The sequence below is a fragment of the Bacillota bacterium genome (assembly GCA_013314855.1).
In the GTDB taxonomy this organism is placed as follows: domain Bacteria; phylum Bacillota; class Clostridia; order Acetivibrionales; family DUMC01; genus Ch48.
Genome location: JABUEW010000064.1, coordinates 1 through 23,651, shown reverse-complemented (window position 1 = coordinate 23,651; position 23,651 = coordinate 1). Strand labels below are relative to the sequence as shown.

General features: G+C 44.9%; 22 protein-coding genes, 1 pseudogene and 2 riboswitches. Of the genes and pseudogenes, 21 read left to right on the top strand and 2 right to left on the bottom strand.

Annotated elements, in window-relative coordinates; all coding sequences use genetic code 11:
- The 3 genes and pseudogenes from HPY74_12085 to HPY74_12075 form a co-directional block, all read left to right on the top strand.
- Positions 1-179: N-acylglucosamine 2-epimerase (locus HPY74_12085; protein ID NSW91389.1), on the top strand; the 179-nt coding region annotated here is incomplete at its 5' end.
- Between the two features lie 62 nt (positions 180-241).
- Positions 242-370 (top strand): annotated as a pseudogene (locus HPY74_12080) (chorismate-binding protein).
- Between the two features lie 69 nt (positions 371-439).
- Entirely contained in the window at positions 440-550 is a 111-nt protein-coding gene (locus tag HPY74_12075) for a hypothetical protein (GenBank protein NSW91388.1), read from the top strand.
- Between the two features lie 10 nt (positions 551-560).
- Here HPY74_12075 and mtnA read toward each other — a convergent pair whose 3' ends face one another.
- The gene (mtnA, locus tag HPY74_12070; protein ID NSW91387.1) at positions 561-1,592 is read right to left on the bottom strand and encodes an S-methyl-5-thioribose-1-phosphate isomerase; all 1,032 of its coding nucleotides are present in this window, start codon (positions 1,590-1,592) and stop codon (positions 561-563) included.
- An 18-nt stretch (positions 1,593-1,610) separates the two neighbouring features.
- Positions 1,611-2,396, bottom strand: a complete 786-nt coding sequence (locus HPY74_12065; GenBank protein ID NSW91386.1) for an S-methyl-5'-thioadenosine phosphorylase — start codon at positions 2,394-2,396, stop codon at positions 1,611-1,613.
- A 307-nt stretch (positions 2,397-2,703) separates the two neighbouring features.
- Here HPY74_12065 and HPY74_12060 point away from each other — a divergent pair, with 307 nt between their 5' ends.
- From HPY74_12060 to HPY74_11975, 18 genes are all read left to right on the top strand, one after another.
- On the top strand, positions 2,704-2,814 hold the full coding sequence (locus HPY74_12060; GenBank protein ID NSW91385.1) for a hypothetical protein: 111 nt from the start codon (positions 2,704-2,706) through the stop codon (positions 2,812-2,814).
- Between the two features lie 185 nt (positions 2,815-2,999).
- Positions 3,000-3,182, top strand: a riboswitch (cobalamin riboswitch).
- Between the two features lie 189 nt (positions 3,183-3,371).
- Positions 3,372-4,022 (top strand): precorrin-8X methylmutase, encoded by a 651-nt coding sequence (locus tag HPY74_12055; GenBank protein ID NSW91384.1) that lies wholly within the window; start codon positions 3,372-3,374, stop codon positions 4,020-4,022.
- A complete protein-coding gene (gene cbiD, locus HPY74_12050; GenBank protein ID NSW91383.1) occupies positions 4,015-5,127 on the top strand; it encodes a cobalamin biosynthesis protein CbiD in 1,113 nt (370 codons plus the stop codon). Before HPY74_12055 ends, cbiD begins: the two co-directional genes overlap by 8 nt.
- 13 nt (positions 5,128-5,140) lie before the next feature.
- Positions 5,141-6,196 (top strand): cobalt-precorrin 5A hydrolase, encoded by a 1,056-nt coding sequence (gene cbiG, locus HPY74_12045; protein NSW91382.1) that lies wholly within the window; start codon positions 5,141-5,143, stop codon positions 6,194-6,196.
- Positions 6,193-6,960 (top strand): precorrin-3B C(17)-methyltransferase, encoded by a 768-nt coding sequence (gene cobJ / locus HPY74_12040; protein NSW91381.1) that lies wholly within the window; start codon positions 6,193-6,195, stop codon positions 6,958-6,960. Before cbiG ends, cobJ begins: the two co-directional genes overlap by 4 nt.
- A 175-nt stretch (positions 6,961-7,135) precedes the next feature.
- The gene (locus HPY74_12035; GenBank protein NSW91380.1) at positions 7,136-8,212 is read left to right on the top strand and encodes an ABC transporter substrate-binding protein; all 1,077 of its coding nucleotides are present in this window, start codon (positions 7,136-7,138) and stop codon (positions 8,210-8,212) included.
- Positions 8,213-9,265, top strand: a complete 1,053-nt coding sequence (locus tag HPY74_12030; GenBank protein ID NSW91379.1) for an iron ABC transporter permease — start codon at positions 8,213-8,215, stop codon at positions 9,263-9,265.
- Positions 9,252-10,067, top strand: a complete 816-nt coding sequence (locus tag HPY74_12025) for an ABC transporter ATP-binding protein (GenBank protein ID NSW91378.1) — start codon at positions 9,252-9,254, stop codon at positions 10,065-10,067. The genes HPY74_12030 and HPY74_12025 overlap by 14 nt, the downstream gene beginning before the upstream one ends.
- A 22-nt stretch (positions 10,068-10,089) precedes the next feature.
- On the top strand, positions 10,090-10,884 hold the full coding sequence (locus HPY74_12020; GenBank protein ID NSW91377.1) for a sirohydrochlorin cobaltochelatase: 795 nt from the start codon (positions 10,090-10,092) through the stop codon (positions 10,882-10,884).
- Between the two features lie 31 nt (positions 10,885-10,915).
- Entirely contained in the window at positions 10,916-11,755 is an 840-nt protein-coding gene (locus tag HPY74_12015; protein ID NSW91376.1) for an ABC transporter ATP-binding protein, read from the top strand.
- A gap of 2 nt (positions 11,756-11,757) precedes the next feature.
- Positions 11,758-12,492: an ABC transporter permease gene (locus tag HPY74_12010; protein ID NSW91375.1), complete on the top strand. Its 735-nt coding sequence runs from the start codon at positions 11,758-11,760 to the stop codon at positions 12,490-12,492.
- A 46-nt stretch (positions 12,493-12,538) separates the two neighbouring features.
- Positions 12,539-12,737, top strand: a riboswitch (cobalamin riboswitch).
- A 129-nt stretch (positions 12,738-12,866) separates the two neighbouring features.
- On the top strand, positions 12,867-13,997 hold the full coding sequence (locus HPY74_12005) for an ABC transporter substrate-binding protein (GenBank protein NSW91374.1): 1,131 nt from the start codon (positions 12,867-12,869) through the stop codon (positions 13,995-13,997).
- Complete coding sequence (locus HPY74_12000; protein ID NSW91373.1) at positions 13,990-15,009, top strand: iron ABC transporter permease; 1,020 nt, start codon at positions 13,990-13,992, stop codon at positions 15,007-15,009. The genes HPY74_12005 and HPY74_12000 overlap by 8 nt, the downstream gene beginning before the upstream one ends.
- A 2-nt stretch (positions 15,010-15,011) precedes the next feature.
- Positions 15,012-15,794, top strand: coding sequence for an ABC transporter ATP-binding protein (locus HPY74_11995; protein NSW91372.1), 783 nt, complete (start codon positions 15,012-15,014; stop codon positions 15,792-15,794).
- A 25-nt stretch (positions 15,795-15,819) separates the two neighbouring features.
- On the top strand, positions 15,820-19,584 hold the full coding sequence (gene bchH, locus HPY74_11990) for a magnesium chelatase subunit H (GenBank protein NSW91371.1): 3,765 nt from the start codon (positions 15,820-15,822) through the stop codon (positions 19,582-19,584).
- A gap of 138 nt (positions 19,585-19,722) precedes the next feature.
- Entirely contained in the window at positions 19,723-20,760 is a 1,038-nt protein-coding gene (locus tag HPY74_11985; GenBank protein ID NSW91370.1) for an ATP-binding protein, read from the top strand.
- Positions 20,753-22,666, top strand: coding sequence for a magnesium chelatase subunit D family protein (locus HPY74_11980; protein ID NSW91369.1), 1,914 nt, complete (start codon positions 20,753-20,755; stop codon positions 22,664-22,666). Before HPY74_11985 ends, HPY74_11980 begins: the two co-directional genes overlap by 8 nt.
- 204 nt (positions 22,667-22,870) lie before the next feature.
- Positions 22,871-23,506 carry a TraR/DksA C4-type zinc finger protein gene (locus HPY74_11975; GenBank protein ID NSW91368.1) on the top strand — a complete coding sequence of 212 codons (636 nt, stop codon included), beginning with the start codon at positions 22,871-22,873 and terminating at the stop codon, positions 23,504-23,506.
- The last annotated feature ends 145 nt before the right edge of the window (positions 23,507-23,651 follow it).

Here is a 23,651-nt window from a genome sequence, read left to right as displayed (position 1 = left end):
ATTGGTCTTTTAATCATTTTGATGATAAAATATATGGGGAATGGTATGGATATCTCCACAGGGATGGTTCGGTATCGAATACATTGAAGGGTTCCATGTGGAAAGGGCCTTTCCATCTACCAAGAGCACTGCTGCTTTGTTCCAAGCTTTTGGAAAAAATGGCGTCGGTAGAAAAGTGATTCCTTCAGAAAAATACCGGCAATTTAAAATTTGGAAAGGAGAATAACTTTATGAAATTCGTATAAAAATCAGAACTATTCTCTTTCAAGACGGCATGGCCTATGTCCAGGCCGGGGCCGGTATAGTAGCTGATTCGGTACCAGAAAAAGAGTATGAAGAATCTTTAAATAAGGCAATGGCTCTCCTCTGAAATAATGTATAAAAAACCAACCCACATAGTAATTTCTCCCGGGCCGGGTTTTCCTTCAAATGCAGGTATATCAGTTGCTGTCGTTATCACATTTATGGGATCCAATTCCATCCGGAATCTGTATTAACACCGTATGGAAAGACTATACTAAGGAATTTCCTTAGCCTTCGTATGCCTTAGCTTTCATACGTTATGGCCTTAGTTTTAGCAAATTTATATTGTAAGGCGGATAAATTACACCTTTTTCAGTTATTATAGCTGTGATGTATTTATTGGGTGTAACGTCAAAAGCAGGGTTTCTAACCCTGACTCCTTCGGGAGCAATAGGTATCCCTTTTATATGGGTTACCTCCTCAATTTTTCTTTCCTCTATAGGGATTTTGTCTCCACTTTCAATTGAGAAATCAATTGTTGAAACGGGAGCTGCAATATAAAAGGGTATATTGTTTTCTTTAGCAAGGACGGACAGTGAATAAGTACCTATCTTATTTGCCGTATCCCCGTTCACTGCTATCCGGTCTGCACCGACTATTACACAATCAATAAAACCCTCTTTCATGAAATGGCCTGCCATATTGTCACATATAAGGGTAACGGGAATACCATCTTCCATTAATTCCCATGCGGTCAATCTTGAACCTTGTAGGTAAGGCCTGGTTTCATCTGCAAATACCTGTATGTTTTTGCCTGATTCATGGGCTGCTCTGATAACACCAAGGGCTGTACCATAGTCACTAGTAGCAAGGGCACCGGCATTACAATGGGTTAAGATTGTCCACCCGTACTTAATTAAGCGATTTCCATGGCAACCTATTTTTTTATTTGTTTCAATATCCTCCAGTTCCATTAGGAATGCTTCATTCAAAATAATGTCCTTAATTTCACTTATTGATTTATCTATATTTGAGATAGCTTTATTGTATATTCTTTCTACAGCCCAAAATAAATTTACTGCAGTAGGGCGGGTGTTTTTTATTACATCGCAGATTTTTTCAAGTTCATTGAAAAAAATATCTTTAGAATTTGTATCAATAGCCTGTGAGCCTATTGCTATCCCATAGGCAGCAGATACACCAATAGCGGGTGCACCTCTTATAATCATGTCTTTGATTGCCTGTGCAACATCATTATAAGTTTTGCACTCTACCCAGATGACTTCCCGGGGAAGCTTTGTCTGATCAATCAGTTTTAAGATTCCCTGTTTATATTCCAGAGGTTTCATAACCTACCTCCTTAAAGATTATACATCACTGCAATGACAATTACAATAGGCCAAATCAATACTTTTAATCATTTCAAAAAGCATTTTTTTCACATTTTCAATACTTGCATTAAATACTTTTAAGACCTCGTCATGGGTTACCGGCTTTATATCGTCCCGTCCTTCAAGACCGGCATCATAATCGGTTATCAATGCTATATTTGCATAGCATATACCTAATTCTTTTGCCAGGTAACATTCCGGATACTGGGTCATATTTATTACTTCCCAGCCCATTTTGCTAAACCAGCGGCTTTCTGCAACAGTGGAAAATCTGGGCCCTTGAATTACAACAACAGTTCCTTTTTCGTGGATGGTAATTCCTAATTTTTTCCCTGTTTCAATTGCAATTTTTCTTAATTCAGGACAATAAGGATAAGCCGAACTTATGTGTTTTGTTTCAGGACCGTCGTAAAAAGTGTCTTTGCGTCCCGTTGTCCTGTCAACAAACTGGTCGGAAACAACAAAATCACCCGGCTTAATATGTGGCTGCAAACTTCCTGCCGCAGTAGGTGCAATTATTTTCTTAACACCTAGTTGCTTCATTGCGTAGAGGTTTGCCCTGTAAGGTATCATATGGGGAGGATATTGGTGGTTTTTACCATGTCTGGGCAAGAAAGCTATCTTTTTACCTTCATAATTTGCCAGGGCAATGCTGTCACTTGGACTGCCATAAGGAGTCTCAATTTTTACTTCTTCTACATTTTCCAGGAAAGAATAAAATCCTGAACCTCCAAATACGCCGATATCTGCTCTTAATTCCATAATATACCTCCTAAGTAAAAGATTTATTAATCAAGTTAAATAATTAATTAAAGCTAATCAAATAATTTAATATTAAGCTTAAGGTTATATATTATAACATAAGAATTCAGTGTACAATAATCATTAAACCTTAAATTTATTTAAAAATCAAGGATGAATTAAGAATAAATTTAATAATAAATTTTATAATTTGTTTGCGCGAACGCTCCTGACTTCAGTCATGAGATGAAACGCAAACTGAAAAATTAACATATAACTAATTTGCATCTTATAAACATAAAAAGAGGAAAAGAAAAGGCTATACAAGATCGACATACCGCTGCTGGAAGAATGTCTTGGGATGTCTATCGTTCCAACCTCTGCCAGAAAGGGCCGGGGAATCCATGAATTGATGGAAAAGGCATGGAAAAGGCACTGAGTTTAGTTCAAACAACTACAGTAGGAACACAGCAACAGCTAGTGCTTATTTATCAGATGGGTAAAAATTTTGGGTTATAAATTGATAGCATTGAATAAAAAATTACAAAATATCTTGAAATATTTATAGCATAATAATGCTGTTAATGATAAAATAACCACAATTATAATTTTAATATAATTGAATAAATTAAATGAGCAGCAAGTGGCCGGTATGTAACCGGCATAATAGGGAAACGGGTGAGATTCCCGTGCGGTCCCGCCGCTGTATGAGGGGAGAAGTCCTCAAAAAAACCACTGGGAAACCGGGAAGGTGGGGATGACGATGAGCCTTGAGCCAGAAGACCTGCTTGCAGCAAATTCATTGTTAAACCTACGAGCGATAGGGAGATGAATGGTAAATGCAGTACGTGTATTGTAAGAAAGTGTACCCTTCTGTCCATGTAGGAGAGAAGGGTTTTTCAGTTCAAAACTACTTTTCTAGAAGCATTTGTTTTCATGGTGAGAATTATCTGCAAGCCTTCCTATTGCTATTACACAAAATAGGGGGGACAAACCATGACGGATTACAATTTCATATTAAAACCTGTAGAAATAGAGAATAAAAGTTTTGAAATCATTTCGCAACTTTTAGAAGGCAGAAGCATTGAACCCTTACATGAGCCTATTATTAAAAGGGTGATTCATACCACTGCCGATCTTGACTACGTGGATATTTTAAAATTTAGTGAAAATGCTGTTGAAAAAGGCTTACAAGCACTCAAATCCGGATGCGGCATTGTTACTGACACCAAGATGGCAGAGGCTGGTATCAACAAGAAGGCTCTCACCAGGCTAGGAGCTCATATTACATGTTTTATGGATGATGAGGAAGTTGCAAAAGAGGCTGTACAGCGGGGGACGACTAGGGCCGCCGTATCCATGGAAAAGGCTTCGACTAATTCAAAAAACAAGATATTTGTTATAGGAAATGCTCCCACAGCGTTGATCAGACTGTACGATATGATCCGCGATGGGGTCACAAAACCTGAGCTTGTAATAGGAGTACCGGTAGGTTTTGTGAATGTAGTGGAATCAAAGCAACTTTTTAAGCAGTGCGACGTTCCATTCATAATCTCTGAAGGGCGTAAGGGCGGAAGCAATGTAGCTGTTGCTATTGTTAATTCGCTGATGTATATGGCTCTAAAGGAAGAGGATAACAATGAATGAGTATGTAATGATTGCAGGCAGGAAACTTAAGAAAGGTTATACAACAGGGACATGTGCGGCAGCAGCTGCAAAGGCCGCAGTAACAGTGCTTGTGACAGGCAAAATCCTTGAAAAAATCAGCATTGACACACCGGCAGGCATCAGGTTGGAGATTCCGTTAGCTGATGTGCTGCTGGAGGATGGTTTTGCCGAATGTTCGGTGGTAAAGGATGGAGGGGATGATCCGGATGTGACTTCCGGGCTTAAAATATTTGCAAAGGCTGAACTCACTATGGACGAAATCGTTGAGATAAGAGCCGGAGAGGGCATCGGGACGGTTACGCTTCCCGGGTTAAAGGTAGAGGTAGGCAAACCTGCTATTAACCCTGTTCCAATGCAGATGATACGTGAAGCTGTAGCGCAAGTACTTCCTCCTGGTAAAGGAGCTATCATAACGTTAAGGGTACCCGGAGGAGAAGAAGTGGCAAAAAAAACATACAACCCTAAGCTGGGGATTATAGGAGGTATCTCAATAATTGGAACAAAAGGAATTGTGGAGCCTATGTCGGAAGAGGCCTGGAAAGAAGCCCTGGCACTAGAGTTAAATGTGCTGAGGAACAAGGGTTTTAGTTCCTGTGTATTTACCTTTGGAAATTATGGCGAGGATTTTGCAGTCAATGAACTCGGAATACAAAAGGACAGGGTTATGAAGATAAGCAATTTCATTGGCTTCATGCTTGATAAAGCTGTAGACTGCCGTATTGAGAGTATTCTTGTGGTAGGCCACCTGGGAAAGCTTGTGAAGGTAGCTGGAGGTATATTCCACACCCACAGCAGGATGGCCGATGCCCGGATGGAGATACTTGCCGCATATGCGGGGCTTGAAGGGGCCTCAACCGAAGTGATACGTAAAATTTATGCTTGTAAAACCACTGGTGAAGCTGCATTCGTGATCGATACCAAAGGTTTAGGTAAAGTTTATGAAAGAATTACGGAAAATGCATCAAGGAGGTGTATTGACTATACCCATGGAAAGGTTTTTGTGGGAACTGTCCTGTTTAATGAAGAAAACAGGCTGCTGTATATGGATGAAAAAGCGGATAAAATCATCAGAGAGCTAAAATAAGGAGTGAAGTTGCATGAAAACTGCAGTAATTGCCCTTACGCGTAAGGGCTCAGAATTAGCTTTGAAAATAGGATATGCTCTTAATACGGATGTTTATATCAAGAATGAGCTTATTAATAAATGCGTACTGAACGGCGATATGGTGTTGATACACCCTTTTGCAACGGATTTTGGGAAGCTGGTAAAAAAGATTTTTCCATTGTATGAAGGGCTTGTATTTATTATGGCTTGCGGTATTGTAGTGAGAAGCATATCGCCTTATTTAAAAAGCAAGATGGATGATCCGGCGGTAGTAGTAGTGGATGAAATGGGACGTTTTTCCATAAGTCTTCTTTCGGGACATATGGGTGGAGCAAATAAGCTGGCAGAAAAAGTTTCCGCAGTTACCGGAGGGATTCCGGTTATTACTACGGCAACGGATATTAATAATGTTATTGCTTTTGATGTATTTGCCAGGGAGAATGGCTGCACCATAGAAAACATAAGTTGTTTGAAGTATATCAGCTCGGAATTGGTGGACGGAGGAAGCGTTAGCTTATACACCGATTGCAATTTGAGAGGTATTCTTCCTCCCAATATTGTGAAATATGAGGCAGGACAGTTCTGCAAGATGGCTGTTGCTCTGTCAAACAGGACGGATATGCCGGTTGTCGCTGAAAAGGTGCTTATACTTCGTCCAAAGAACTTGATTCTTGGCATAGGTTGTAAGAAAGGAAAAACCAGGGAAGAGATAGAGTCAGCTGTAGTGAATTTTTTGCAAAGGAATGGAAAAAGCATTTTGTCGGTACGAAGAGTTGCCTCTATTGGCCTGAAGGCTCGGGAGACAGGAATTATCGATTTCTGTAAGGATAGAGGCATTGAATTCGTAACTTACCCGGCAGAAAGAATAAAGCCGATAGAGGAGAAATTCAAGACATCCGAATTTGTAAGAAAAGTGACTGGTGTCGGAAATATAGCGGAATCCTGTGCTGTACTGGCAGGTGAAAATGCAAGGCTTGTATGTTCCAAAACAGTCTATGACGGAATTACACTTGCTTTGGCGGAGGAAGAGAGGAGTTATACCATATGAAAAAGATTTATGTTGTGGGAATGGGGCCGGGCGGGATGGCTGAAATGACGCCCCGGGCCATAGATGCCTTAATAAAGTGTGACTATATCATCGGCTATTATACATATATCGACTTGATTAAAAAATACTTTCCACAAAAGCAGCTGATAAGCACCGGAATGGGCGGAGAGGTAGAGAGGTGCAAGCTGGCGCTTAAAAAAGCACTGGAAGATTATACTATAGCACTCGTAAGCAGTGGGGATAGCGGGATTTATGGGATGGCCGGATTGATGCTGGAAATTGCCAACCGGGAGAACAGTTCCATCCCGGTAGAGGTCATACCCGGTATTACGGCGGCAAGTGCAGCTGCTGCTGTTTTGGGTGCGCCGCTCATGCATGATTTTGCGGTTATTAGCTTAAGTGACTACCTGACACCGTGGGAGCTTATTTACAGGCGGATTCAAAGCGCTGCAGCTTCAGATTTTGTCCTTTGCTTTTATAATCCAAGAAGCAAAAGTAGAACGGAGTATATCGCCATTGCCAGGGATGAACTGCTGAAGTACAGGCCGGCCTCTACCCCGGTAGGAATTGTATGGAATGCAGGAAGACAGGGTGAAGCCTCAGTCATAACCACCCTTGAAAAAATGCTGGAGCATGATATAGATATGTTTTCGACGGTCATTGTAGGGAATTCACAAACCTATGTAAAAAATTCAAAAATGATAACTCCCAGGGGATATAAGCTTGGCGGAGGAGTAGAAGAGAGTTGTAATTCAGATTATTGAGCAAAAAAGTTCCAAGGTGCAGCATGGCGTTTCGATGATAGTGACAAAATGCAGTGAGAACCGCAGTGAAAATTAGGAAGAGAAGATTGAAGTGAGGGGGTTAGCTATAAGGTATTTTATTAAATATATCAAATATGAGTAAAAAAATATAAGTAAAAATAGGAGGCGTATTTACATGAAAAAATTTGCGAGGTACTTACTATTTATTGTAGCAGTGAGTTTTTTATTGTCTGTATTTTTATCGGGATGTATAGCAGTTAAGGTAGACAATAAAGGGAAAGAAGGTTCTACCGTAGAGTCGGATAAACCTAACATTGATGAACAAAAACCAGTTGAAGTTGATAAGCCGGGACCGATTACACAGGATAGGCCGAAGTTTATAAAAAATGAAACTGAAACTCAAATTACCTTAGTCGACCCGCTTGACAACGAAGTAACCCTGGACAAAAAGCCGCAGAGGGTTGTTATATTGATGAACTCTATTCTAGATTTGTGGTATATGGCGGGAGGGACTGCAATAGCAAGGGTTTCCGGCACGGAAAATGTACCGCCGGAGGCAGAAGGAATCGAACAAGTCGGCAATGTGGGAAGTCCTAATATTGAGAGAATTATAGCACTTGAACCCGACTTGGTTATTATGACCTCTACAATGGCAGCACACAGGGAACTGAAGGATATTTTTGAACAAAACCGAATAAAATACCTGTATGTAAACTATATGGTTTATGATGATTTTATAAACTACTTGGATCTTTTCACCAGGCTTACCGGCAGGGAGGATATTTTTAAAACAGAAGTTGCCGCAATAAAAGATAAAGTAAACAACACAATAAAGAAGGTTTCTTCGCAGAAGAAACCCAAAGTCCTGATATTATTTGCTTCTTCAACATCCGTTAAGTGCGAGCTTCCGTCGGGATTGGTGGGGGATATGGTCAATATGCTGGGTGCGGACAATATTGTCAAGGATTCTCCTGTCAAGGAGGATACAAAGGTCGAATTCAGCATGGAAAGAATTGTAGAAAGAGATCCTGACATCATCCTGATTACCACCATGGGAGACGTAGAAAAAGCAAAAGCCAGGATAAAGGAGGATATAGAATCAAACCAGGCCTGGGCGGCCTTAAGAGCTGTAAAGGAAGACAATGTACACTACCTGCCCAAGGATCTTTACATTTACAAGCCTAATGCAAGATATCCCGAGGCAGTTGAAAATCTTGCAAAAATATTGTATCCGGGAGTGTATGAGAAATAAATGAAAAACGCAAAAGAAAAGCTTTTTTACGTAGAGGAAGGAAAAAAGAAGATCAGGGAAAAACTTGTCTACAGGTTAACAGTCCTTATAGTTTTGTTTGCTCTTTGCATACTGTCTTTGGTTTTGAGTGTAAGTTTTGGTGCCTTGCGCATTTCTGCAGGAGAAGTTGTGAAAGCTATTTTCCATCCGGAGGAAAGCATTAACCGTCAAATTATCCGGAATATCCGCTTGCCCAGGACGCTTGTTGCTGGGCTGGTTGGAATCTGCCTTTCGCTTTCGGGAGCTATCCTACAGGGGATTATGGGGAATCCCTTGGCTTCCCCGAGCATTATTGGCGTATCCTCCGGAGCAGGGCTTGCCGCAGTGATTATCCTGGTACTGCTTCCAAACTACTACCACCTGGTGCCTCCGTTTGCATTTTTTGGAGCACTGGCTACGACATTGCTAATTTACCTTCTTGCTTGGAAGAACGGGATTAATCCCCTACGCCTTATACTTTCAGGTATAGCTGTTTCCGCCTTCTTAAATGCGGGGATCAATGCGTTGATGATTTTTTTCCCGGACCGTGTGCATGGAGTGGTATCGTTTATGGTGGGAGGATTAGCGGCAAAGACGTGGAAGCATTTCAATATTCTGTGGCCATATACTGTTGCGGGACTTAGCATTGCGCTTATCCTCTCACAGAAGCTGAATATACTGATGCTGGGTGATGAAGTGGCCACAAGCCTGGGACTGAAGGTGGAAAGGACAAGGATGTGCTTTATTGCTCTGGCATCTCTACTTGCCGCAAGCGCTGTAAGTATTGTAGGGCTTTTAGGCTTTGTCGGTTTGATTGTTCCTCACATGACACGGCTGATTATCGGCTCGGACCACCGCTATCTCTTTCCCGCAACTGCCTTGTCAGGGGCTATGTTATTAATGGCCTGCGATACTATTGCGCGTGTGGCTATGGACCCGCTCGAAATACCTGTAGGAATTATTATGGCAGCTTTAGGTGCGCCATTTTTCCTGTATCTCTTGAGAGGAGGTGTCAGGAGAAATGCTAAAAGCTGAAACACTTTTTATAGGATATGGAAATAATCTGATTATAGAGGGACTAGGACTGGAAATAAAAAAAGGCGATATGGTAACCATTATTGGTATTAATGGCTCGGGAAAGTCTACTCTCTTGAAAACTTTATCTAGGAACCTGCGTCCATTGAAGGGAGTAGTATATCTTGATGGTAAATGTATTTTTAAGCAGGATACGAGGGCAGTTGCGAGGAAATTGGCAATGCTCCCACAGTCTCCAAGGATCCCGGAAGATTTTACAGTCAGGGACCTCGTAAGTTATGGCAGGCAGCCATATCTTGGATTGACGGGCCGGTTTAAACCAAAGGATTTTGAAATTATCGATTGGGCTATTTCGGCAACCCACATCGACTGCCTGCAGCACCGTCTGGTATCCACGCTTTCAGGGGGGGAACGGCAAAGGGCCTGGCTTGCTCTTGCACTTGCCCAGCAACCCGAAGTCCTCCTATTGGACGAACCAACCACATTCCTTGATATAGGCTGTCAGTTCGAGGTACTGGAGCTTATTAAGAGTTTGAATGCTCAGTTGGGTATTACGATCGTCATGGTACTCCATGATATCAACCAGGCAGCAAGGTATTCCAGGAGCATTATTGCACTGAAGGACGGCCGTGTTTATAAAACGGGCAGGCCGGAGGAGATTGTAACCGAGAAGGTTCTGGAAGAGGTTTTTAATGTAAAGGTAAAAGTATTTAGTGACCCTGATAATCACTGCCCATATTTCATACCTGTGAGCGGTAGCCATGAATGTGCTTCAGGGCTGGCCGCATATAAAAAGAAATGATTGAATATAAGGATGATGTTAAATGGGAAAAAATGCTGTTCTTGTCGTAAGCTTCGGGACCAGTTATCCCGATGTATTGAAAAGCTGCATAGAAGGTACTGAAAAACTGATTTATGAAGCTTTGCCGGACTATGAGCCTCGTAGGGCATTTACTTCGGAGTTCATTATCCGAAAGCTGGTAAAAAGAGATGGAATCTTTATAAATAATCCGGTTGAAGCCCTTGAAAGATTAAAGAATGAGGGATTTACCCATGTAGTTGTACAGCCTTTGCACATACTTCCCGGGCATGAGTACCACGAAGTAAAGGATGCTGTCATCGAATTTGAAAAGAGCAAAGCTTTTAAAAGTATATCACTGGGAGAACCGCTTCTTTATAATAATGAAGACTATATCCAGGTAGTGGAGGCTTTGAAAACGCAGCTTCCTGAGAATAGTGAGGAAAAAGTGACCATATTTATGGGACATGGGACAAGTCATTTCAGCAATGCCTGTTATTACTGCCTTCAGAGTTTCATGGATGAAGCAGGCTTGAACGCTTATATTGCCAATGTGGAAGGGTATCCCTCACTGACTGGTATAACGCGTAAGGTTAAAGAAAACGGCATGAAAAGAATCGTGCTTATGCCATTCATGCTGGTAGCTGGAGACCATGCGAGAAATGACATGGCCGGCGGAAAGGATTCATGGGAAACCATCCTTGAGAATGAGGGGTTCGAGGTGGAGATCCATATGCACGGACTTGGCGAAAAAGAGGCATTCCGGCATATTTTTGTGCAAAAGGCCCTGAAGGCTGTGAGGGCGATGCAGCCGGAATAGTAGCTTGAAAGGTGGAGTGAAATTGGACAATGTGATTGAGCTTAAGGGTGTGGTGAAAAAATTCGGCAGTACTAAAGCAGTGGATGGAGTCGGTCTGTCCATTGCAAGAGGTGATTTCTTCGGACTCCTTGGTCCTAATGGTGCAGGAAAAACCACCACCTTCCGCATGCTGACCACGCTATTAAAGCCGGACGAAGGAAGAATTATAATCAATGGGCTTGACATGAACCGCGACCGCCGGGAAATCAAGAAAACCATGGGCATGGTTTCCCAGCATTTCAGCCTCCAAGGTGAGATGACTGCTGAAGAGAATCTCGAGCTGCATGGAATGCTGCATAAGATTGATAAGAGGAAGCGTAAGCAAAAAATTGATGAGCTGCTTGAATTCTCAGGCCTTACCGAGCATCGGAAAAAGCTTGTAAACAATATGTCCGGCGGGATGAAAAGAAGACTGATGATTATCCGTGCTTTAATGCATGAACCTTCCATATTGTTCATGGATGAGCCTACGGTGGGACTGGACCCCTCCGGCAGGAGAAGCATATGGGATTTGCTGAAAAACCTGAACCACGGGGGATTCACAGTATTGATGACCACCCATTATATCGAGGAAGCGGAGATACTGTGCAACACTGTTGCGCTTATGGATTGCGGAAAAATAATTGCACAGGGCTCGCCGGATGAACTAAAGCAAAGGGTTGGCGCCTTTGTCCTGGAGGTTTTTAAAGACGGCAAAACGCAGTACGGATTTTTCAACAGTGAGGAGGAAGCTTTAAAAGAGGCGCGGGAAGTAGGTGAAGGACTGACGGTCCGCAGAAGCAACCTTGAAGACCTGTTTTTGAAGCTTACCAATCACGGGGTGGGAGGATGATGTTGGATATGATGCCTGTATTATGGGAGGAATGGGTGTTTTTTAAAAGAAGGTTTGGCCAGATTACATCGAGTGCACTAATCGGACCGGTATTGTATATGATTGCCTTCGGATGGGGCATGGGAAGGGGAGTGCAGGTTGCGGGACAGTCCTACATGGCGTTTATCATACCCGGCATTATTGCGCTTACCACCATGAACAGCAGTTACAATGCGATTGCCGTACAGCTGAACATACACAGGCTGTATGACAAGTCTTTCCAGGAGTACATCATCGCACCTGTAAGTATTTTCGGCATCACACTTGGTAAAATTCTTGCCGGAGCGCTGCGGGGCATGTATGGAGGGGCGCTCATACTTCTGGTTTCACTGTTGTTCGGAAATATGATCCGTATAAGCTTCTGGTTTGTTGTAATGATGTTTTTAAATTCACTGGTATTTTCGGCGCTTGGGTTTTTTGCCGCGCTGGTGGTGCAATCCCATGCTGATATGAATCGTTTTGGCACTTTTTTATTAACCCCGATGACTTTTTTATGCGGGACATTCTTCTCTCCCGACAGCATGCCTGCTATTGTGAAGCATGTTATATATATCTTGCCGTTGACGCACAGCAGCCAGGGTTTGAGGGCAATTTCCGCCGGAGGAAATGTAAGTTTGGTGAATGTTCTTGTGTTGGTGTTTTATTTTATAGCACTTTTTGCATTGGGATTGAGACAATGCTATAGGGTAGAGGCATGAGATTGAATGGGATATGAGTAAATATAACAGGTAGAACATAAAAAATTTAATATTGATAGAAACAGGTGCCGGCTGTATTTGAAAAGTATAATATTTGCCGGTGAAAAGGGAAGTCGGGTGAAAGTCCCGCGCGGTCCCGCCGCTGTAAAAGAAGAGCTTCTTCAGGAATGCCACTGGGAAAATGGGAAGGCAGAAGGAGCGATGACGCTTGAGCCAGAAGACCTGCCTGTTTTTATACACCATTATACTCTACGGGCGATAGGGGGTGTTATGATTGCATGATAAAGCAGCTTCAATGCAATAAGGCCTCTTAACAATTCCAGTTGAGAGGTTTTTTTTGATTAAATAAATTATATAAGAGAGGATGGGTTTTAATGAAAAGAAGAAAATTCCCTTTTATGATGGTAATGTTGATTTTGTTAGTTGCTTTCTGTGCATGTGGACACAAGAACGAAACAGACACGGAAAAAAGCAGTGTAGAAAATAAGACTGATGGAATGAAAAGCATAAGTAAAGAAGAAAAAACGGAACCCGGTTCAAAAAGTTCAATGGGAGAAGGTATGGGAGACGGAATGAAGAGCAGCGGCATGAACGAGATAGCCGGCCAAAAAGAGACCGTGTCGGAGGGTAGTGGGTATCCGGTCACAATCACCGATATGCTTGGCAACACCGTAACCTTGAAGAAAAAACCAGAAAGAATTGCCGCTATTTCGGGAACCTTTCTGGGCCTTCTGTATTCTGTTGGAGGAACATCTATCTGTGCAGCCGAGTTTGGCGGGGGAAGCCCAGTACCGAAGGGGGTGGAGAGCCTGCCTACCATAGGCAAGGTATATAAGCCGGATGTTGAGAAAATCCTTGAGCTTCAGCCTGACCTGGTCATTGCACAGTTTGGTCTGCAGAACTCTGTTGTGCCTGCTCTGAAGCAAAGCGGCATTCAGGTGCTGTCGCTGGAAATGCGCACATACCAGGATGTCCTGGACAAGCTCAGGATGCTGGGACGTATTGTTGGAAACGAAAAAAAAGCGGAAGAATTGATCACTAAAATGGAGAAGGACAAGAAGAGTATTGTGGATAAACTCCCTGACAAAGCGGCCAGAGTGGTAATCCTGTATGTCACTTCCCAGGATGTATCGGTAAAGCTTTCCAACAGTATTGCCGGAAATGTGGCTGAGATACTGAAGCTTGAGAATATAGCCGCAGGTAGCAAGCCTGAAAGCATGGGCGGTGAGACTACGCCCTTCAGTATGGAGACCATTGTGGAGAAGGACCCGGATGTAATACTGGTAACAAGCATGCTCAGCGAAGACACCTCTTCACAGAAGGTGATTGAAGAAAAACTGGGAAATGACCCTGTGTGGAAAGAACTCAGGGCAGTGAAGGAAAACCGCATAGTGTTCCTTCCGCAAAAGTACTTCCTGTATAATGCCGGCGCCGATTTTGTAGAAGGAATAGAGTATATGGCAAAGGGTGTATACCCTGAGATTTATGGTGGTCTTAATGAGTAAAGCGGGTTTTCAGCCAAATAGTGCAGGCAGTTTTAAAGACAAAGAAGCATGGCGTGCATGGGTACTGGCGGTCTTTGCCGCTGTAGTGGTTCTGGGCTTTTTTATAAGCAATGCTCTTGGCAGTATGAAGATTTCTCTTCCTGACATTTTTGAGGCTATTGTCAATACCGACAAAACGCCTCAAAGACTCGTCATATGGAATGTAAGACTGCCCAGGACCATTGTGGCCGGCCTTGTGGGCATCAATCTTGCGCTTTCGGGGGGTATTCTCCAGGGCGTGATGCGCAACCCTCTGGCAGATCCGGGTATTATAGGCATTTCCTCCGGCGCAGGTCTTGTAGGCATATTGATTCTGATTGTGTTCCCGCAATACCAGATGCTGGTGCCACCCTTCGCATTTATAGGAGCCATGGGTGCGGCTGTGATAATCTATATACTTGCCTGGAAAGGAGGTATCCAGCCTGTCAGGATCATTCTTGCAGGGGTTGCGGTTTCGGCTTTGCTGGGTGCCGGAATTTCCGGCCTGATGGTGTTTTTCAGCGACAGGGTGCATGGCGCGCTGATGTTCATGAACGGCGGCCTTTCCGCCAGAAGCTGGCCCCAGGTGTGGGTGGTACTGCCCTATACTGTGTTGGGAATCATCAGTGCACTTATAATGTCTGAAAAGCTTAATATCCTTGTGCTGGGTGATGATACGGCGAGAGGGCTGGGACTCAACGTGGAGGCAGTAAGGCTTGGAATGACGGCGGTTGCCGCAATGCTGGCTGCAAGCGCCGTGTCGGTTGTGGGACTCCTGGGTTTTGTAGGGCTGATTATACCTCACAGCGCAAGGCTAATCATAGGGTCGGATTACAAATATCTGTTTCCCGCCTCCGCACTAATGGGAGCAGCGGTGGTGATGCTGAGCGACACCTTTGCAAGGACTGCCTTCAGTCCTGTTGAGATACCGGTCGGGATAGTCATGGCGGTCCTGGGTGCGCCCTTCTTTCTATATCTTTTGAGGAGAGAATAAGTATGGAAATAATCAGAGCGGAAGGTATTCATGTAAGCTACAGGGAAAAGAAAGTAATAAGCGGCCTGAATGTCGGAATCAACAAAGGCGCAGTTGTTTCAATCATCGGACCTAACGGCTCGGGAAAAACCACCTTTCTTAAGGTGCTTTCAAGAAATATCAGGCCGGATAAAGGCAGGGTGTTGCTTAATGGTCGGGACATATCCTCTATTGCAATTAAAAAATTGGCCCGGCAAATGGCGGTGCTGACGCAGACGCACCACTGCCCGCAGGATGTCACCGTAAGGCAGCTGGTGGCATATGGACGGTTTGCCTACAAGGAATGGTGGTCAGGCATGAGCCTGGAGGATGAGGAAATAGTGGAGTGGGCTATGGAGACAACCGCGGTAAGGGATTTTTCACGGAGAAGAGCAGGCACGCTCTCAGGCGGGGAAATGCAGCGGGTATGGCTTGCAATGGCCATAGCCCAGAAGCCCCAGGTGCTGTTGCTGGATGAACCCACCACCTACCTCGACATATGCCATCAACTGGAAATACTTGAGCTTGTACAAAGTCTTAACCGAAGCGAGGGAATTACCGTAATCATGGTGCTTCATGACATCAACCAGGCGGCAAGATACTCGGACGAGCTTTTGGTGCTCAAGGAAGGATGCATTTATACCCGGGGGGCTCCGGAAAGAGTGATGAATGCGGATGTTCTGAGGGAGGTCTTCCGTGTGGAAGCCTCGGTGGGCACCGACAGCCACTCAGGAAGTCCTGTTTTCTACCCCAGGAAGGTTGTGTAATTAAATACTTTTGGAGGAATGGCGTATGAAATTAACGGTTATATCTGTTTCGACAGTGGTACTGTCCGACCTTGTAAGGTTTAACAGCAGGTTTCAACGGCAAAATCCGGGCATCCTTGAACTTAAGCTATACAATGCGGCAAGAAGACCTGGTAAAGACAAGCTTGATGCTCTAAAAAGGGATGTGGAGGAGGCGGACGTCGTTATTGCAGATCTGATGGGAAGCCCCGCGGAGCTTACAAGCTGTGTGCTTGAAGCCCTTAAGCATTGCCGCGGGCATATCATACCTATTGGCAATGGAGGAAGGGAGTTTTTAAGGTTGGGCTCCTTGAATGCCGGAGATGTGGGCATGCGCAGCAGCAGGAATGCAGACATGAGCGGCAGGAATGCTGACACTGGAAGAGGGGTGATGAATGCTGCCTCCATGCAGAAAATGATGGATATGGCGGAGAAGATGGGCAAGGCTATACCCTTCGGAAAGCCGCGCGACATGAGGAACCTTGTGCAAATCGGCAAGTACTGGAAAAACGCCGGCGAGGCTGAAATAGAAAGCCTTATTTACCTGCTGCTCCGCGATTACGGAGGTATTAAGACGGTCCCCGCGCCAAGAGCAGCAAAAGAGCTTGAAGAACTTTGCATCTCGAGCCCATCAACCGGTAAGATTTTCAAAAGCTTCGAACAATACCGCCATGTCTTTGGTATTAACCCTGAAAAGTCGGTGGTGGCCCTTTTATACTACGGCCACAGTTACCCCAACAGGACCTGGGGATGTGTTGCGGATATTGCGGAAAAATTAAAGGATTTCGCTAATGTTCTTCCCGTTGCATTCACAAGGCTTTCTGGCAACAATATACGGCTCCTTGAAAATATACTTTTTAATGCAGCCGGCAGAAAAGCCGACCTGGTGGTCAATTTTATGTCTTTCCGCCTGGGGGCGGGTCCCATGGGAGGAGACGCGCAGGCTGGGGTGGCGCTGCTGGACAAACTGAATGTTCCGGTGTTGCATCCCTTTTTCATGTCCAGACGCTCAAGGGAGGAATGGTTCAGTTCTCCCCAGGGAAGCTCTGCGTCGGAGTTTTTGATATCCGTCATGCTTCCCGAACTGGACGGGTGCATTGAAACCTATCCTGTGGGCTCCATGGAATCCGGAGGTACAACCCGGGAATTTGACCTTGAACTGAATGAGCTTGCCTTAATTGACGAGCGCGCTGAAAAGCTTGCTTTCAGGGTGAAAAACTGGCTTTCGCTCAAAGAGAAGAAAAACAGCGATAAAAGAGTGGCTATCATCTGCTACAATTATCCCCCGGGAGAAGGGAATATTTTCGGAGGCGCATTCCTTGACACTTTTGAATCTGTGGCAGCCATTCTTAATATATTGAAGAAAGAGGGCTACTGTACGGAAAGCCTGACTGCCGCACAGCTGATGGAGTATTTTTCGGCGGGAGGGATTGTCAATTCTCCACGCTGGAGTGAAGCGACCTCCAATAAGGGCCTTATCCGCTATGGCGTCGAAGGCTATAAAAGCTGGCTCCAGGGAAAGACATGCCGCGCAGACATGGAAGCGCAGTGGGGCAAGCCTTCCGGAGAGGTGATGAGTGACGGAACCGCCTTTTTAATTCCGGGACTTGTGCTGGGCAATGTTTTCATTGGCCTGCAGCCTACCCGGGGTGTGCATGAGCACCCTGAAAAGGCTTATCATGACAAGACGCTGCTTCCTCACCACCAGTACATGGCGTTCTACAGATGGGTCAGGGAGGAATTCAAGGCGGATGTGATGGTTCATGTGGGGACGCATGGGACGCTTGAATTTCTGAAGGGCAAGGAATGCGGAATGTCGGGCGAGTGTTTCCCGGACATGCTGGTAGGGGATGTTCCCCATGTTTACTTGTACTATACCGGTAATCCGGCAGAGGCAATGATTGCGAAGCGCCGTTCACATGCAGTTCTTGTGGGATATCAGCCGCCGGCATTTACAGAGGGCGGGCTGTATGGGGAGATCGCCGCCATATCCGCTCTGATTGATGAATACCATGAGTCGCTCAGAGCGTCTCCTGCCAGGTCGCCGGAGGTATTGGCCCATATTCATGAGGCAGCGGCAAGGAATAACCTGCCCGCGGACCTGGATGAGCTTGAGAAGGAACTGTACAGGATGAAACGGACCTTGATACCGAAAGGGCTTCACCGTTTCGGAAAGGGCTTTAACAGGGAAGAGGCTTCTGCTTATGCGGGATTTGTGCTGCGTTATGACAGGGGTGAGGTCAAGGCTTTACGAAGAATACTGGCGCAAAACAGGGAACTGGATTACGACAGGCTACTCGAATGCGATGAAGTACAAATACTTAAGGAACTTGACCTTGAAGCAAATATTGTATTTATGCGCTATGCCGAAAATGGAAATCTGCCTGACCTTAAGGACAATAATCTGATAAAGGAGCTTAAATGCACACTGGACTATGGAGTTAAGCTTATGAAAGAATGCATGGTGAACCATGAAATAGACGGGCTTCTGAGAGTGTTGGAGGGAGGCTATCTACCCGCCAGGCTTGCAGGAGACATTGTACGCAATCCGGAGGTGCTCCCCGCAGGCTTCAACCTTTACCAGTTCGACCCCAGGTTTGTGCCCACCTGTACGGCCTATGAAAGAGGAAGGCGCATTGCTGAAAATACAATCCTGCAATATAAAAAAGATCACGGAGATTATCCTCAGAGTACTGCAGTCATCTTGTGGGGACTGGAGACATCAAGGACCCAGGGCGAGACCTTCGGGCAAATCCTTTCGTATCTGGGCGTTAAAGCGGTGCAGGGGAAAAATGCCTGGGAGCCTGAATACGAGATTATCCCGGCAGAGGAACTGCAAAGGCCCAGGATTGACGTGGTCATCAATATATGCGGCTTCTTCCGCGATATGTTTCCCAACCTTATCGGGGACCTCAACAATGTGCTGGAAAGGCTTGCATCCCTTGATGAGCCCGAAGAGATTAACTTCTTTAAGAAAAACTGCAGGATGATATACGAGCTGTTGATGAAGGAAGGGTACGAACAGGAAGAAGCGCTTGAGCTTTCAAGGGCGAGGATATTCGGACCGGCGGAGGCGGAGTACGGCACGGGTATTACGAAGCTGATTGAAACTAGAAACTGGCAGGATGAAAAGCAGATCAGTGAAGTGTATATAAAAAGCCTTAAGCATGTCTACAGCAAAAACTACCGGGGCAGGGCAGTGGAAGGCCTTCTGGACAGCAACCTCAAAGCCGTGGATGTTGTTTCCCAGATACGCAGCAGCCACGAGTATGAAGTTACCGACCTTGACCACTACTATGAGTTTTTCGGCGGACTTGCAAAATCTGTGGAAATGGCCAAGGGTAAAAGGTGTGAAATCTATATCAGCGACAGCACAGGTGAGCGCATGGAGACCGAAAGCGTTGAGAAATCCATCGCCCGGGGTGTACGTACAAGGCTTCTAAATCCAAAATGGATTGACGGCATGCTGGAGCACAAGTACCATGGTGTGCAAAAAATTGAAGAACGGTTTGAAAACATGGTCGGACTTGCCGCTACCACGAACAGGGTAGACAACTGGATATACAGCAGGTTGCATGAAAAATATGTGTCGGATGCCGGTATGAGGAAGCGGCTGGCAGAAAATAACCGGTGGGCTTACCTTGGGATTGTCGAAAGGCTGATGGAATTAAGCAGCAGGGGCTATTGGAAAGCTTCGGATGCAGAGCTTGAGGAACTCAGGCAGGTTTACCTTGAGCTGGAAGGAGATATAGAGAGGGATACCGGAAACTGAAAGGAGGTGGACTCATGAGCGCACTGATTCACATTAATGAATTTTTCAAGGTAAACCAAGTAAAGGCTGTAATGAAAAGCGGATGACCTGTTCAGGGCTGAAAGTATGCACAGGAAAAACAAAAGGAGAATGATGCGTATGGACGAAATAAAAAAATGCTACCCGTTTACGGCAATTGTAGGCCAGGAAAACATGAAAAAGGCGCTGGTGCTGAACGTAATCAACCCGATGCTTGGAGGCGTGCTTATAAGAGGGGAAAAAGGAACGGCAAAATCAACGACGGTGAGGGCGCTTGCGGACCTTCTGCCCGAAAAGAAGCAGGTCGCCGGCTGTATGTTTGGATGCGACCCTGACGACATAGCTTCCATGTGCAGCCAGTGCAGTGAAAAGGTGCGCCGGGGGGAAAAGCTTTCCGCAAATTACGGCAGGATGAGGGTGGTTGACCTTCCCGTCAGTGCAACCGAAGACCGCGTGGTTGGTACGCTGGATATAGAGCATGCTATAAAAAAAGGGGAAAAAAGATTCGAGCCGGGCATTCTTGCCCAGGCCAACCGGAATATTCTTTATGTGGATGAAGTCAACCTGCTGGACGACCATGTAGTGGATGTGCTTCTGGATTCCGCCGCCATGGGTGTAAACACCATTGAGCGGGAAGGGGTATCCTTTAGTCATCCGGCCAGGTTTGTGCTGGTTGGCACCATGAATCCCGAGGAAGGTGACTTAAGGCCCCAGCTCCTTGACCGGTTCGGGCTTGTAGTGGACGTTACGGGTGAAAGAAACCCCGCACGGAGAGTGGAAGTGATAAAGCGGAGGCTTGAGTATGAAAAGGATCCGGAGGGCTTTGCCCGGCTTTATGAGGAGAGCAATGAGGAGCTGCGCAGAAAAATATCAGCTGCGAAGAAACTGCTTGCAGGGGTCAGGTATGATGACAATATGCTTGAGCTTGCTGCCAGGATATCCATAGAAATGGATGTAGACGGACATAGGGCTGATATAGGGATGATAAAGACGGCTTCAACTATTGCCGCATTAAACGGCAGGGAAAGAGTAATTGCCGACGATATGCTGGAGGCTGCTACGCTGGTACTGCCCCACAGGATGAGGAGGAAGCCTTTTGAAGAAGGGGTCATGGAATTCTCAAAGATTGAGGAGCTGGTGAGGGAAAGCCATGGATAAAAGATATGTATTTCCTTATCCGGCAGTTATTGGGCAGGATAAGGTGAAAAAAGCGTTGTTGCTCAATGTGGTCAATCCTTTAATTGGAGGCGTACTGATAAGCGGAGAGAAAGGGACTGCCAAATCCACGCTGGTGAGAGGGGTGGCTGCCCTGATGCTTGACATGGAAGTGGTGGAGCTTCCTTTAAATGTCACGGAGGACCGGCTTGTGGGCAGTATCGATCTGGAAAGGGCAATAAAGGACGGCAAGAAAAGCTTTGAGCCCGGCATATTAAAAAAGGCCCATGGGAATATGCTTTATGTGGATGAGGTAAATCTTTTAAGCGAGCATATCGTCAACTGTCTCCTGGAGGTTTCGGCTTCAGGGGTTAACGTTGTAGAAAGGGAAGGAATTTCATGCTCCCATCCCTCCTGCTTTGTACTGGTAGGCACCATGAATCCCGAAGAAGGGAAGCTGAGGCCGCAGTTTCTCGACCGCTTCGGGCTTTTTACCGAGGTTTCGGGAACAAAGGATTTACATGAAAGAATGGAAATCATCAAAAGAAGGCTGGAATATGAAAAGGACCCTGAAGAATACCTGAAACTATGGGAACAAGAGTCATGCAGGATCAGGAATAATATCCTGAAAGCCCGGGACGCAGTCGGAAAGTGTAGGGTATCGGAGGATGCGCTGAAGCTGGCCGCGGAAATATCGGAGGAAGCCAATTGTGCTGGACACAGGGCGGAGCTTGTCATGGTGGAAACTGCAAAGGCCATCGCCGCCCTGTCGGGAAGATTATATGTAACTCTTCAGGATATAAAAGAAGCTGCGCAGTTTGCCCTGCCCCACAGGCTGAGAGATGCGCCACAGCTTGAAAACACTGCTTCAAAGGAGCAGACGGAAGACCGTGAGAATAATGACAATCAGGATATGGTTAATGAACAGAATGAAGAACGGCATGAATGTGAGAATGAGGAACAGCAGAGGGAGCAGGAGCACTCCGCACTGCAGGAGAGCCGGGTGCAGGATGACGGGGATGATGACAGGGGCCCGGATGAGAAAGGCGCATGTGAAGATACCGACAACATAGAGGAGCCGGGAGAAATTTTTCAGGTAAAGCCGTTCCTTGCTGAAATGAAAGACCTGAAAGTGCGCAAAGGAAGCGGAAAAAGAAGCCGTGTCAAAACAGACTCGCTGCAGGGAAGGTATGTAAAATATGCATTCCCAAAAGGAAAGGCTGCAGATATAGCCTTTGACGCGACATTCAGGGCTGCGGCGCCATTTCAGAATGCAAGGGAGAGGAACGGACTGGCAATAGCGATTCACAGCTGTGATTTGCGGGAAAAGGTGAGAGAAAGACGGACAGGATGTACTCTTCTTTTTATCGTGGACGCCAGTGGTTCCATGGGAGCCAACAGAAGGATGAAAGCTGTAAAGGGAGCCATTCTTTCTCTTTTAGACGATGCCTATCAGAAAAGAGACCGTGTAGGGCTGGTAGCTTTCAGAAAGGATTCGGCTGAACTTCTGCTGGGAATTACGCGCAGTGTCGACCTTGCGCATAAGAAGCTTAAAGAGATCCCGACAGGAGGCAGAACACCCATGACAGCCGGTCTTCAAATGGGGTATGAAATAATCAAGGCAGTTAAAGTGAAGGATCCTGATATGATACCTATACTGATACTTATTTCGGATGGAAGGTCAAATGTTTCCCTGAACGGAGAAAACCCTCTCGAGGCTTCGATCAAGGCAGCATCAAGAATTGCAGCGGAAGGGATAAAGACACTGGTCATCGATACCGAATGCGATTTTATTTGCTTGGGACTGGCCAAGAGAATTGCTGAAGCTATGAAGGCTGATTATTACAAACTTGAAGAACTTGAAGCCAACAGGATTATTTCAGCGGTAAAAAAGATGGCGGAACAGTAAAAATCTTATAATTATAGAAATTATAATAATATTATTAATAATAAAATAAGATATAAGATAAGATTATTATGAAAAATTTACTTAAATATATAAATATTTAAATGCATAAAATAAAATTAAAAATTAAATAATGATAAAAAATTATGTATGCACATACGGCTTAGAAGTCTGATGTGCTTTTTAAATCCGTTAGGAGGTAATAATATGGTTAATATAGAACACATTAAACAAAAATTACTGCAGCATGGTCAAAATATTGAAAATGCCATTAAGACAATGAATGAGAATAGGACAGCCGACCAGGAACCTAACTACCCCACAGAACTTTCCAATTATGACAATCATCCTGCAGATATAGGTACAGAATTATACATGGTAGAATTAAATAATGCGCTAATGGTTCACCAGGAGCACTTGTTGGAGGAGGTTCGCAATGCATTGAAAAAAATTGATGAAGGGACTTACGGCATTTGCGAAATTTGTGGGGAAAATATAGATGAGGAGAGGTTGGAAGTTATTCCTTATGCGCGTTTATGCTTGGAATGTGAAGAAGAGAAAAGGCCTGACCCTGAAATAATAAGAAATATGCGGCCTAATGAAGAACTGGTAATCGATGCACCTCTAGGGAGAAAGTATTTAAACAAGCAAGAAGATGATGAACATGAGGGTATGGATATTCTTAATGACCTTATGAAATACGGCTCTTCCGATACTCCCCAGGATATGGGCGGCTACCATGATTATAAAGACTTTTATACTAACAAGACTGACAAGCAGGGTATTGTGGATAAAATGGACAATGTATCCAATAAGGAATATGAAAAGCAGATTGAGGATTAGAATATTGCAGGGCGCATTTTATTTTTATGAAGAAAATGCTTCCGGTAACTAAATGCTCCAAGTCTTAAGAGCCTGTAAATTCACTTCGGGGCAAAAATGTTACTTCCGGCATTTTCTTCAAAATTTGAAAATGCGCCCATATTGC